The organism is Paracidovorax wautersii (assembly GCF_031453675.1).
In the GTDB taxonomy this organism is placed as follows: domain Bacteria; phylum Pseudomonadota; class Gammaproteobacteria; order Burkholderiales; family Burkholderiaceae_C; genus Paracidovorax.
Genome location: NZ_JAVIZX010000001.1, coordinates 1,999,594 through 2,012,494 on the forward strand (window position 1 = coordinate 1,999,594; position 12,901 = coordinate 2,012,494).

At 63.4% G+C, this 12,901-nt stretch carries 9 protein-coding genes, 2 tRNA genes, 1 rRNA gene and 1 pseudogene; 10 read left to right on the top strand and 3 right to left on the bottom strand.

The genetic code is table 11. The annotated features are described in order from the left end of the window. Positions 1-59: 59 nt before the first annotated feature. Together QE399_RS09110 and QE399_RS09115 are read right to left on the bottom strand one after the other, a co-directional pair. Positions 60-689, bottom strand: coding sequence for a response regulator (locus QE399_RS09110; protein WP_309828136.1), 630 nt, complete (start codon positions 687-689; stop codon positions 60-62). Then, entirely contained in the window at positions 686-1,813 is a 1,128-nt protein-coding gene (locus QE399_RS09115) for a hybrid sensor histidine kinase/response regulator (RefSeq protein ID WP_309831993.1), read from the bottom strand. The genes QE399_RS09110 and QE399_RS09115 overlap by 4 nt, the downstream gene beginning before the upstream one ends. Before the next feature lie 160 nt (positions 1,814-1,973). On the opposite strand from QE399_RS09115, the gene QE399_RS09120 reads away from it, so the two are divergent. The 7 genes and pseudogenes from QE399_RS09120 to QE399_RS09150 all read left to right on the top strand — a co-directional run bounded on the left by QE399_RS09120 (position 1,974) and on the right by QE399_RS09150 (position 8,470). Continuing rightward, entirely contained in the window at positions 1,974-2,420 is a 447-nt protein-coding gene (locus QE399_RS09120; protein ID WP_309828138.1) for a hypothetical protein, read from the top strand. Positions 2,421-2,474: 54 nt separating this feature from the next. Continuing rightward, positions 2,475-2,837: a response regulator gene (locus tag QE399_RS09125; protein ID WP_309828140.1), complete on the top strand. Its 363-nt coding sequence runs from the start codon at positions 2,475-2,477 to the stop codon at positions 2,835-2,837. Between the two features lie 42 nt (positions 2,838-2,879). Next, a pseudogene (locus QE399_RS09130) lies at positions 2,880-5,019 on the top strand (chemotaxis protein CheA). Between the two features lie 33 nt (positions 5,020-5,052). Beyond that, positions 5,053-5,541 carry a chemotaxis protein CheW gene (locus tag QE399_RS09135; protein ID WP_309828142.1) on the top strand — a complete coding sequence of 163 codons (489 nt, stop codon included), beginning with the start codon at positions 5,053-5,055 and terminating at the stop codon, positions 5,539-5,541. A gap of 99 nt (positions 5,542-5,640) precedes the next feature. Further along, the gene (locus tag QE399_RS09140; protein WP_309828144.1) at positions 5,641-6,546 is read left to right on the top strand and encodes a CheR family methyltransferase; all 906 of its coding nucleotides are present in this window, start codon (positions 5,641-5,643) and stop codon (positions 6,544-6,546) included. Between the two features lie 30 nt (positions 6,547-6,576). Beyond that, positions 6,577-7,341 (top strand): chemoreceptor glutamine deamidase CheD, encoded by a 765-nt coding sequence (gene cheD / locus QE399_RS09145; protein WP_309828146.1) that lies wholly within the window; start codon positions 6,577-6,579, stop codon positions 7,339-7,341. Positions 7,342-7,357: 16 nt separating this feature from the next. Then, positions 7,358-8,470, top strand: a complete 1,113-nt coding sequence (locus tag QE399_RS09150) for a protein-glutamate methylesterase/protein-glutamine glutaminase (protein ID WP_309828148.1) — start codon at positions 7,358-7,360, stop codon at positions 8,468-8,470. A gap of 90 nt (positions 8,471-8,560) precedes the next feature. Here QE399_RS09150 and QE399_RS09155 read toward each other — a convergent pair whose 3' ends face one another. Beyond that, positions 8,561-10,453: an ATP-binding cassette domain-containing protein gene (locus tag QE399_RS09155; RefSeq protein WP_309828149.1), complete on the bottom strand. Its 1,893-nt coding sequence runs from the start codon at positions 10,451-10,453 to the stop codon at positions 8,561-8,563. Between the two features lie 576 nt (positions 10,454-11,029). Between QE399_RS09155 and QE399_RS09160 the strand changes: the two genes are divergently transcribed. The 3 genes from QE399_RS09160 (at position 11,030) to QE399_RS09170 (ending at position 12,811) form a co-directional block, all read left to right on the top strand. Then, positions 11,030-12,558: ribosomal RNA gene (locus tag QE399_RS09160) — 16S ribosomal RNA — on the top strand. 73 nt (positions 12,559-12,631) lie between these two features. Next, a tRNA-Ile gene (locus QE399_RS09165) sits at positions 12,632-12,708 on the top strand. A gap of 27 nt (positions 12,709-12,735) precedes the next feature. Further along, positions 12,736-12,811 (top strand) — tRNA-Ala (locus QE399_RS09170). Positions 12,812-12,901 lie beyond the last annotated feature (90 nt).

Genomic DNA, 12,901 nt, shown 5'->3' on the forward strand with positions numbered 1-12,901 from the left:
AAAGGCATTGAAAGCGTTTTCCGGTAAGCGCAGTGTGCTCTTATTTTTGATAATGCGCGTTACACCAGCTGGTTGCGGATCGCGTACACCGTCAGCTCGGCGTTGTTGGCCAGTTTGAGCTTTTCCAGCACGCGGGCGCGGTAGACGCTCACCGTCTTGGGGCTGAGCATCAGCTCCTCGGCGATGTCCGACAGGCGCCGGCCCGAGGCGATCTTGACCAGTGTCTGCAGCTCGCGCTCCGACAGCGCTTCGTGCGGCAGCTCGCTCGTGGGTTGCGACAGGCTGTCGGCCAGCATCTGCGCCACCTCGGGCGTGAGGTACTTGCGGCCCTGCACCACGGTGCGCACGGCGGCGATCAGCTCCACCGGGTCGCCCGCCTTGTTGGCGTAGCCCTGGGCGCCGGCGCGCAGGCAGCGAAGCGCGTACTGGTCTTCCGGGTACATCGAGACGATCAGCACCTTGAGCGCGGCGTGCGTCTCCTTCAGGCTGGCCAGCACCTCCAGGCCGCTGCGGCCGGGCAGGTTCAGGTCGAGCAGCAGCACATCGCACGGGGCGCTGCGCAGCACGTCGCGCAGCTCGGCGTAGCTGCCGGCCTCGCCCGTCACTGTGATGTCGGTGGCCTCGGTCAGCGTGTCGCGGATGCCGCGCCGCAGCACCGCATGGTCATCGCAAAGCACCACATTGATCACTGCGCCTCTCCCTCGTCGTTGGTTCTCGCCCATGGTAGCGGCACCGTCACGATGACCGACGTGCCGCGCCCGGGCTGGCTGCTGATGTCCAGCCAGCCGCCCACCGTCTTCGCCCGCTCCTGCAGGCCGCGCAGCCCGAACGACCGGGGCTTGGTCTGGCTGGCGGCCAGGTCCATGCCGCAGCCGTCGTCCGTCACCTCCAGGGTCAGCACGCCCTCGCTGTCGGACAGGTCGATGCGCACCCGCCCGGCTTGGGCGTACTTGGTGATGTTGGTGAGCGCCTCCTGCGCCGTCCGGTAGGCCACCAGCTGGATCTCGGCGGGCGCCTCGATGGCCTCGCGCCCCACGGTGACGCGGGCCGGCACGCCGGTGCGGCGCTCGAAGCTCTCCGCCAGCCACTGCACGGCCGCCACCAGTCCCTGGTCCAGGATAGGCGGGCGCAGGTTCATCATGATGCGCTGGCTGGCGCCGATGGCGTGTGTCAGCATGTCCGTCGCCGTGGCCGCGTGCTCCTGCAGGCCCCCGGGCGGCGCATGCCGGCAGATCCACGCCAGATCGAACTTCACGGCTGTGAGCGCACCGCCGATGTCGTCGTGGATCTCCCGCGCGATGGAGGCGCGTTCCTGCTCGATGGACGTCTGCAGGTGCTCCGTCAGCTCGGCCAGCCGGCGTTCGGAGGCGGCCAGCTCGGCGGTAGCGTGCTCCCGGGCGCGCCGGGCCTGGAAGACCTCGATCGCCCGGGTGATCACATGGGGCAGGCGGCCCATGTCGTCCTTGAGCAGATAGTCGGCAATGCCCAGGCGCATGGCGTCGACCGCAGCGGCCTCGCCGATGGCGCCGGAGAGCAGCACGAAGGGCGGCGGTGCCGGCTGGCGTGAAACATGCTCCCAGGCATCGAGCGCGGTGAAGCCGGGCAGCCGGTAATCGGCCAGGATCAGATCCAGCGGCTCTTGCGCCACGTAATGGATAAACCCTTCCAGGGTGTCGGCGTGGCGCATTTCATACACGAGACCGGCCCGGCGCAGCGTCCTGCAGGCCAATTCGTGGTCCACGATGGAATCTTCGAGATGGAGGATGCGCAAGGCGCGGTCCGATGCGTCAGAGTCCATGGGAGCCGCTATCATAGGATACATATTGGAACAAATAAGCGCGTTGGTCCCGAGAGTCCGCATTCAGGACAGGCGGTCAAATGCCGAAGCAGTCACAGTGACGGCATGATGCCGGTGTCAGGGTGCTGGAAGGATTCTTGCGAGCTTTGCAGCCGCCTGCAGCGACGGAGTAACGATGCAATCTACGCTAACAACGTCTGATGAGCCAGGGGTACAGGTCCCCGTGATGGTGGCAGCCGAGTTGCAGGACTCGCTGTTGGTCGTCATGCACGACCTGCACCGGCTGGAGGGGCTGCTCAGCCACGCCACCGACAACCTGCTCGAACGCTTCGGCGAGGCCAACAATGCCCTCACGGACGCCGTGGTCGGCGATTCGGTCGAACTGGCTGCACTGCGCACCGCGTTGCGCAGCGCCGTGACCGAGCTGCAGTTCCATGACATGGCCTCGCAGCTCATCTGGCACACCACCAAGGTCCTGCAGGGCTGCGCGTTCCGGCTGGCCTCCGAGGCCATGGGCCACGAAGACGGAGAGGAAGCCGCCCCGTTCGCCGAGATGGCGCCCGACCGGCCCAATCCCGTCACGCAAAGTGAGATGGACGCAGGATCCATTGACCTGTTCTGAAGCCCGCCGTCCCGTACTGGTTAATCTATACATTCAAGTCCGTTGGAGCCCTACATGCAATCGATTCTTGCCGTTGATGACTCTCCGTCCATGAGAAAGATGGTCTCCTTCACCCTGACGGGTGCGGGGTACCACGTGGTGGAGGCGGTGGACGGCCAGGACGCGCTCGAAAAGGCCGAGGCCCACGAGATCCACCTGGTGCTGGCCGACCAGAACATGCCGCGCCTCGACGGCATCGGCCTCACCCGCAAGCTGCGCGAGCACCCCCGCTTCAAGACCGTTCCCATCCTGATCCTGACCACCGAGTCCAGCGACCAGATGAAGCAGGCCGGCCGCAGCGCAGGTGCCACGGGCTGGCTGGTCAAGCCGTTCGACCCCAACCGCCTCATCGAGGTGATTCAGAAGGTGATCCGCTGAGCGGGCCCGATTACAACGACAAGCACACAGGAGCCCGGACACATGGCGGACACCTATCAGGAAGGCGGCGGCGCCGACTTCGACCTCAGTCAGTTCTATCAGATCTTCTTTGAAGAGGCCGGCGAAAACCTGGACCAGATGGAGCAGATGCTGCTCGATCTGGACCTGAGCGCAGCCAACGACGAAGAGCTCAACGGCATCTTCCGCTGCGCCCACTCCATCAAGGGCGGCTCGGCCACGTTCGGCTTTTCCGACGTGGCCGAACTGACCCACCAGATGGAGTCGCTGCTGGACCGCCTGCGCCGCCACGAACTGCAGCCGATTCCCCAGATGGTGGACGTGTTGCTTGAATCGGCCGACGCATCGCGCAGCCTGCTGGCGCGCCACCAGGCAGGCGGGCAGGGCGATGCCGTGTCCACCACCGAACTCGTGCGGCGCATCAGCGAACTGGCGGCCGGCGGTGTGCCCAGCGAGGCGCCCGCCCCGGCTCCCGCGCCCGTGCCCGTACCTCCCCCTCCTGCCCCCGTGGCACCCCCCGCCGGCCCCCGCCGCGGCGGCAGCCCCGGCTGCAGGCGGTGCCCGTGCGCTGGAAATCCACATCGGCCCGCTGGAGCGCCTGGAGCAGGCAGACGCCATCAAGGAACTGTTCCGCGACATTCCCGGCCTGGGCAGCATTGCCGACATTGCGCCTGCGCAGCCCGGCATGCGGTCCTTCGCCGTGCAGACCACGTCCACCGATGACGACCTGCTCGACCTGTTTGCCTTCCACGTCTCCAAGGAGCAGGTGAGCATCCGCGCCGCCGGCGGTGCCGATGCCGCCCCCGCCGAGGCTGCGGAACCGGAAGAGCATGCCGTGGCGCTGGCGCCCGGCGAAGCGCCCTACGGCTTCTTCGAGGACTCCCCGGGCGCCCCCGGCGCCGCGGCCCCTGCGCAGGCCGCCGCGGCACCCGCAGCCGGCACTGCCGTGGCCACCCGCACCGCGGCCGCCGAGCCCAAGGCCGTGAGCCAGGCCCAGATGGAGTCCACCACGATCCGCGTGGCGGTGAACAAGGTCGACCAGCTCATCAACCTCGTCGGCGAACTGGTCATCACCCAGGCCATGCTGGCGCAGAACAGCCGGGGCCTGGACGCAGCCGCCAACCAGCAGCTGCTGGCCGGCCTGGCAGACCTGGACCGCAATACGCGCGACCTGCAGGAATCGGTCATGTCGATCCGCATGATCCCGATGTCGATCGTGTTCAACCGCTTCCCCCGCATGCTGCGCGACCTGGCCAACAAGCTGGGCAAGAAGGTGGACTTCGTCACGCACGGCGAGGCGACGGAACTCGACAAGAGCCTGGTCGAGAAGATCACCGACCCGCTGACCCACTTGGTACGCAACAGCTGCGACCACGGCATCGAGATGCCCGAGGACCGGCTGGCCGCTGGCAAGCCGGAGCACGGCACCATCACGCTGTCCGCCTCCCACCAGGGCGGCTCGATCGTGATCGAGGTCCGGGATGACGGCAAGGGCATGTCCCGCGAGAAGATCCTGCGCAAGGCGCGCGAGCGCGGCCTGGATGTGTCGGACCAGATGACCGACCAGGAAGTCTGGAACCTGATCTTTGCGCCCGGCTTCTCCACCGCCGACGTGGTGACCGACGTGTCGGGACGCGGCGTGGGCATGGACGTGGTGAAGAAGAACATCGCCGCGCTGAATGGCTCGGTCGAGATCGACTCCGCTGAAGGCTTCGGCATGCGGGTGTCCGTGCGCCTGCCGCTGACCCTGGCCATCATGGACGGCATGTCGGTCGGCGTGGGCGACGAGGTGTACATCCTCCCGCTGTCGTCCGTGGTGGAGTCCTTCCAGGTCAATCCGGACGACGTGAACACCGTGGCGCAGGGCTCCCAGCTCGTCAAGGTGCGCGAGGAGTACATGCCCGTGATCTCGCTGGAGCGGGTGTTCCAGGTGCCGCGCGGAGACAGCAGCAAGTCGAGCACCATCATGGTGGTCGTCGAGGCGGACGGCAGCCGGGTCGCCCTGCTGGTGGACGAACTGCTGGGCCAGCACCAGGTGGTGGTCAAGAACCTGGAGACCAATTACCGCAAGGTCACCAATGTGTCCGGGGCGACCATCCTGGGCGACGGCACCGTGGCCCTGATCCTGGACACCGGGGCCCTGGTGCGCCGGGCGCGCCACTGATCGTTGGACGTTGAGCAAACAAGGAGTGTCGGCATGAGTGTGATGGAAAAGACGGGTGAGAACGTGGCCGCCGGCGCCAGGGAATACCTCACCTTCCGGCTGGACCAGGAAGAGTACGGGATCGATATCCTGAAGGTGCAGGAAATCCGCGGCTACGAGCCGCCGACCCGCATCGCCAACGCACCGTCCTTCATCAAGGGCGTGACCAACCTGCGCGGCACGATCGTTCCCATCGTGGACATGCGGCTGAAGTTCAACTGCTCGAAGGCCGAGTACAACAGCTTCACCGTGGTCATCATCCTGAACCTGCGCAACCGGGTGGTCGGCATCGTGGTGGACTCGGTGAGCGATGTGATGGAGCTCACGCCGGACAACATCCGGTCCGCTCCGGACATCGACAGCGCCATCGACAACAACTGCATCCTGGGACTGGGCTCCGTGGGCGAGCGGATGTTGATCCTGCTGGACATCGAAAAGCTGATGTCCGGGGTGGACATGGGATTGGCAACGGCCGAGGCCTGACCGCCGGACCGGACGGGCGCCGCAGGGTGCCGTCCGGCGGCGCTCTGTCGGCAGGTACTGCCTCCACGCGGATTGAACAATTAGCTGGCTGGACCCGCAATGCGCCAAAGCACAAGTACCGAACGTGAATCCCCGGCGCCTCGCAGCGCCCTCCGGGCCGCCGCCGACACGGCGCCCCCTCCGCCCGGGCCGCTGACCCAGGGGCGCGAGTTCGTCTGGACCAATGCCGACTTCGCGCGCGTCCAGGGGTTGATCTACCAGCGCGCGGGCATCAGCCTGCACGACGGCAAGCACGCCATGGTCTACAGCCGGCTGTCCCGCCGGCTGCGCGAAACCGGTCATTCGAGCTTTCACGACTATCTGAGCTGGCTCGAAAAGCACGACGGACCAGAGTGGCAGGAGTTCGTCAACGCTCTGACCACCAACCTGACCGCGTTTTTCCGCGAGCAGCACCACTTCGAGATCTTTGCCACCCATCTGCGCACGCGCCCGAGCGGGCCCTGGCATGTCTGGTGCAACGCCGCCTCCACGGGGGAGGAGCCGTACTCGATCGTGATGACCGCCATGGAAGCCTTGGGCAACCACGGCTCGTTCAAGCTGACGGCCAGCGACATCGACTCCCGCGTGCTGGCGACGGCGGCGGACGGCATCTACCGGCTGGACAGCCTCAAGGGGCTGAGTCCGGAGCGGCTGCAGCGCTTCTTTCTGCGCGGCAAGGCGTCCAACGCCGGCCTGGTGCGCGCCAAGCCAGAGCTGCGCAAGATGATCGACTTCATGAGCGTGAACCTGATTCGCGACGACTGGCCCTTCCGCGAGCCGTTCGACGTCGTGTTCTGCCGCAATGTCATGATCTATTTCGATGCCCCGACGCAGCGCCGCGTGCTGGAACGCATTCACCGGGTGCTGAAGCCGGGAGGCATGCTCTTCGTGGGCCACGCCGAGAATTTCAGCGAATCCCGGGACCTGTTCACGCTCCGTGGAAAGACGGTCTATGAGCGCCGTTGATCCGTTCGCCCCGTTACGCAAGAAGCATCCATGACCACCACCCGTCCCGGTTTGCCACCGGTGCCCAGTGCCCAGACACCTGCCGCTTCCGCGCTCGGGACGGCGGAGCGCCGCCGCGCACCCCGCATCGCGCCCCTGAGCGCCGATGTCTACGCGGCCAGTTCCGCGCCTGCCAAGCAGGCTTCGTTGCAGGAGCTCAAGGCCCAGCCGCGCAAGCCCGGCGAAGCGTCGTTCTTCTTTCTCGATCACCATTTCCAGCACAACGCGGTCAAGGTCCTGCCCGGCGAATTCTTCGTCTCCAACGAGAGCATGGTGATCATGACGGTGCTGGGCTCGTGCATCGCAGCCTGCCTGTGGGACAGCCGTGCGCGCATCGGCGGCATGAACCATTTCATGCTGCCCGACGGCGACGCCAACGACGTGTCGGGCCGCTATGGCTCGTACGCCATGGAACTGCTGATCAACGAAATGCTCAAGCTCGGCGCCCGCCGGGAGACCATGCAGGCCAAGATCTTCGGCGGCGCGCAGGTCATGCACAACTTCACCACGATGAACGTCGGCGAGCGCAACACCAACTTCGTGCTCAACTACCTGCAGACCGAGCGGATTCCGATCGTGTCCGAAGATGTGCTCGACATCTATCCGCGCAAGGTCGTGTTCTTCCCGGTCACCGGCAAGGCCATGGTCAAGCGGCTGGCCCATGCCCATCCCGAAGCGCTGGTCGCACAGGAGGTCAAGGGCAATGCGGTCACGGTGGCCAAGACGACCTCGGGCGGCTCGGTGGATCTGTTTTGATGGAAGGGTTGACGGAATGAGCAGGAAGATCCGCGTGATCGTGGTGGATGACTCGGCGCTGGTGCGCAGCCTGCTGGCGGAGATCATCAACCGCCAGCGGGACATGGAGTGCATCGGCACGGCCAACGATCCTTTGATCGCCCGCGAAATGATCCGGGAGATGAACCCGGACGTCATCACGCTCGACGTCGAGATGCCCCGCATGGACGGCATCGATTTCCTGGGCCGTCTGATGCGGCTGCGGCCCATGCCCGTGGTGATGATCTCCACGCTGACGGAGCGGGGCGCCGAGGTGACCATGCGCGCGCTCGAACTGGGTGCCGTCGACTTCGTCGCCAAGCCGCGCGTCGGCCTGGCCGGCGGACTCAACGAGCTGGCTGACAAGATCGTGGACAAGATCCGCGTCGCAGCAGTCGCCCATGTACGCCGCGCGCCTGCGCGGGATCCGGCCAGCATCGTCCACCCCACGGCTGGTGGCACAGCGGCGGCGGCAGCGCCGGTGTCGTCCACAGCCCTGCTCGGCCGGCTTTCGACCGAGAAGCTCATCTGCATCGGCGCTTCCACCGGCGGCACCGAGGCCATCCGCGAAGTGCTGGTGCAGCTGCCGGCCGATTCGCCGGCCATCGTCATCACCCAGCACATGCCGCCCGGTTTCACCACCAGTTTTGCCGCACGGCTCAACGGGCTGTGCCAGATCACGGTCAAGGAAGCGGTGAACGGCGAGCGCATCCTGCCGGGGCATGCCTACATCGCGCCCGGCGGGCGGCAATTCCATGTGGCCCGCAGCGGCGCCAACTATGTCGCCGTCGTGGATGACGGGCCGCCGGTCAATCGCCACAAGCCTTCGGTGGAGGTGCTGTTCAAGTCCGCCGCGGCCGTGGTGGGCCGCAACGCCTACGGCATCATGCTGACCGGCATGGGCAACGACGGTGCCGCCGCCATGCGCGAGATGAAGGACGCCGGCAGCTATAACTATGTGCAGGACGAAGCCAGCTGCATCGTCTTCGGGATGCCCCGCGAGGCCATTGCCCATGGTGCGGCCGACGAGGTGCTGCCGCTCACCCAGATTGCCCCGGCCCTGATCGGCAAGCTGCGCGGCGCCACGGACCGCTTGCACCACCGCATCTGACCATGCCTCGGTCCGCCCGACTCTGCCGGTGGGCCGTGCGGGCCTGAGCGGCTGGGGCGGGGCAGGGCGGGGAATGCCCCCGCGCCTGCTTCAGGCCGACAGCGTTTCCCAGCGCTCCAGCGCGGTCATGAGCTGTTCCTCGATCTCTCCGTCGCGCGCATGCAGGGCGGTGGCCCGGGCCGGATCCTGGGCATAGAGGCTGCCGTCGGCCAACGCTTCCTGGATCTGCTTCTGCTCAGATTCCAGATCGGCGATCTGCTGGGGCAGCTGTTCCAGCTCCCGCTGATCTTTGTAGCTCAGCTTCTTTTTTGATAGTTGCTCGCGCTCGCCAGTATTGGGCGAGGCTGCTTTTTTATCCAAATTTTCCATGGGTGCCGCGGTGGGCTTGGCGCCCGCCAGGCTGCGGCTGCGCTGTGACTGCAGCAGCCAGTCCTGCACGCTGCCTTCGTATTCGCGCCAGTGCCCCTCGCCTTCGTATGCGATGGTGCTGGTCACCACGTTGTCCAGGAACGTCCGGTCGTGGCTCACGAGAAAGACCGTGCCGTCGTAGCTCTGCAGCAGTTCTTCCAGCAGATCCAGCGTGTCGATGTCCAGGTCGTTGGTGGGCTCGTCCAGCACCAGCACGTTCGCGGGCCGCGCAAAAAGCCGGGCCAGCAGCAGCCGGTTGCGCTCGCCTCCCGACAAGGACCGCACCGGCGAGTGCGCCCGGGCAGGCGAGAAGAGGAAGTCGCTCAGATAGCTCTTGACGTGCTTGCGCTGGTTGCCGATCTCGATCCACTCGCTGCCAGGGCTGATGAAATCCTCCAGCGTTGCATCCAGGTTGACGGCGTGGCGCATCTGGTCGAAATACGCCACTTGCAGATTGACGCCCTGGCGGATCTGTCCGCTGTCCGGCGCAAGCTCGCCCAGGATCATCTTCAGCAGGGTGGTCTTGCCCGCCCCGTTGGGTCCGATGAGCCCCACCTTGTCGCCGCGCAGAATCGTGCCGGTAAAGTTCTTGACGATCACCTTGTCGCCAAACGCCTTGTTCACCTGCGTCAGTTCCGCCACGATCTTGCCCTGGTAGCCGCTCTGGCTCCCGGATGCGACATCCATCTTCACGCTGCCCAGCACTTCCCGGCGCGCTGCGCGGCTCTCGCGCAGGGCTTCGAGTCGGCTGATCCGGCTCTGGCTGCGGGTGCGGCGGGCCTCCACGCCTTTGCGGATCCAGACCTCTTCCTGCGCGAGCAGCTTGTCCGCCTTGGCCGAGATCACCGCTTCCTGCGCCAGTTGCTCTTCCTTCTGAAGCACATACTGGGCGAAATTGCCCGGATACGAGCGCAGTTGGCCCCGGTCGAGCTCGACGATGCGCGTGGCGACCCGGTCCAGGAAGGCGCGGTCATGGGTGATCGTGACCACGCTGCCCTTGAAGTCGATCAGCAACTCTTCCAGCCACTCGATGGAGTCCAGATCCAGGTGGTTGGTCGGTTCGTCCAGAAGGAGGACGTCCGGGCGGGCCACCAGCGCCTGTGCCAGCGCGACGCGCTTCTTCGTACCTCCCGAAAGCGCTCCCACCACCGCATCCGGGTCCAGATGCAACCGGTGCAGCGTTTCATCGACCCGTTGCTCCCAGTTCCACGCGTCGTAGGCCTCGATCTGCGTCTGCAGTGCATCCAGGTCCACGCCCTCGGCGCCCGACAGATAAAGCTCACGGACGCGGATCACTTCCCCAAGACCCTGTGAGGCAGCATGGAAGACGGTAGCTGCTGGGTCCAACGTGGGTTCCTGCGCCACATAGGTGATACGTACCCCCTGCTGCACATGCAGCGCACCGTCGTCCGGCTTGGCCATGCCTCCCAAAATCTTCAGCAAAGATGACTTACCGGCGCCATTGCGTCCGATGAGGCCGACGCGCTCGCCGGGCTCCAGAGAAAAACCTGCGTGGTCCAACAGCGCTACGTGGCCAAAGGCCAGCTGCGCATCCATGAGTGTGATTAGTGCCATATAGAAGGCAATTATCCGCGGGCTGGGCGCGGCACCTCTTCCGTCAGCTTGGGTAGGGACCTATCCCGGAGCCGAGAACTTCATCCATTGCAGCACCTGCACTGAATCTCAAAAAAATCTCCAAACTCTTGCGACGAGGCCAAAACCCGGCATATACTAGCGGGCTTGGCAGCACAGAGAAGTTCTTAGGAAGCTCTGGGGTGCTGAGAAAAAAGGTTGGTTTTGAGTTGTGATCGGATGGAAATTCGATGTAGAATTCAAGGCTTCGCTGCTGAGACGGGTTGCTAATGTGATCGGTTGATGTGAAAGGCGAAAGACCTTAAAGTTTGACAGGACTTTAAAACTTGTGCTAGAATTCAAGGCTCTGCTGATTGCAGCAAAGCAAGAAAACAAAGAAGAAATTCTCTGGTTTCGGTTCCTTAAAAATATACAGCCGATAAGCGTGGGCGTTTGAAGGCGAGTGCCAAGTTCTTCGGAACTAGTGCTTAGCACTACAAATGCTCATGAGAATAGAAGTGAAGTTCACTTCAATTCCGTTTTTATGAGTGAAGTCGAAAGACTTTAAATTTCAAGATCGAACTGTAGAGTTTGATCCTGGCTCAGATTGAACGCTGGCGGCATGCCTTACACATGCAAGTCGAACGGTAACAGGTCTTCGGATGCTGACGAGTGGCGAACGGGTGAGTAATACATCGGAACGTGCCCGATCGTGGGGGATAACGGAGCGAAAGCTTTGCTAATACCGCATACGATCTACGGATGAAAGCAGGGGACCGCAAGGCCTTGCGCGGACGGAGCGGCCGATGGCAGATTAGGTAGTTGGTGGGATAAAAGCTTACCAAGCCGACGATCTGTAGCTGGTCTGAGAGGACGACCAGCCACACTGGGACTGAGACACGGCCCAGACTCCTACGGGAGGCAGCAGTGGGGAATTTTGGACAATGGGCGAAAGCCTGATCCAGCCATGCCGCGTGCAGGATGAAGGCCTTCGGGTTGTAAACTGCTTTTGTACGGAACGAAAAGCCTCTTTCTAATAAAGAGAGGTCATGACGGTACCGTAAGAATAAGCACCGGCTAACTACGTGCCAGCAGCCGCGGTAATACGTAGGGTGCAAGCGTTAATCGGAATTACTGGGCGTAAAGCGTGCGCAGGCGGTGATGTAAGACAGATGTGAAATCCCCGGGCTCAACCTGGGAACTGCATTTGTGACTGCATCGCTGGAGTGCGGCAGAGGGGGATGGAATTCCGCGTGTAGCAGTGAAATGCGTAGATATGCGGAGGAACACCGATGGCGAAGGCAATCCCCTGGGCCTGCACTGACGCTCATGCACGAAAGCGTGGGGAGCAAACAGGATTAGATACCCTGGTAGTCCACGCCCTAAACGATGTCAACTGGTTGTTGGGTCTTCACTGACTCAGTAACGAAGCTAACGCGTGAAGTTGACCGCCTGGGGAGTACGGCCGCAAGGTTGAAACTCAAAGGAATTGACGGGGACCCGCACAAGCGGTGGATGATGTGGTTTAATTCGATGCAACGCGAAAAACCTTACCCACCTTTGACATGTACGGAATTTTCCAGAGATGGATTAGTGCTCGAAAGAGAACCGTAACACAGGTGCTGCATGGCTGTCGTCAGCTCGTGTCGTGAGATGTTGGGTTAAGTCCCGCAACGAGCGCAACCCTTGCCATTAGTTGCTACGAAAGGGCACTCTAATGGGACTGCCGGTGACAAACCGGAGGAAGGTGGGGATGACGTCAAGTCCTCATGGCCCTTATAGGTGGGGCTACACACGTCATACAATGGCTGGTACAGAGGGTTGCCAACCCGCGAGGGGGAGCTAATCCCATAAAGCCAGTCGTAGTCCGGATCGCAGTCTGCAACTCGACTGCGTGAAGTCGGAATCGCTAGTAATCGCGGATCAGAATGTCGCGGTGAATACGTTCCCGGGTCTTGTACACACCGCCCGTCACACCATGGGAGCGGGTTCTGCCAGAAGTAGGTAGCCTAACCGTAAGGAGGGCGCTTACCACGGCAGGGTTCGTGACTGGGGTGAAGTCGTAACAAGGTAGCCGTATCGGAAGGTGCGGCTGGATCACCTCCTTTCTGGAAAACAGCGCTCAAATTTGAACGCCCACACTTATCGGTTGTTGGAAGAGACGTCGGGAAACCGGCGAATGGGTCTGTAGCTCAGCTGGTTAGAGCACCGTCTTGATAAGGCGGGGGTCGTTGGTTCGAGCCCAACTAGACCCACCATCACTTCCATAGACAGTGAGGATCACTGGGGGATTAGCTCAGCTGGGAGAGCACCTGCTTTGCAAGCAGGGGGTCGTCGGTTCGATCCCGTCATCCTCCACCAATCAATCGGAAATCTAAGCAACACCAAAGCGGCTTCGCAAGAGGCCTCTTTGTTGTTGGACGAGATTACTCGGACCAATCGGCTGTTCTT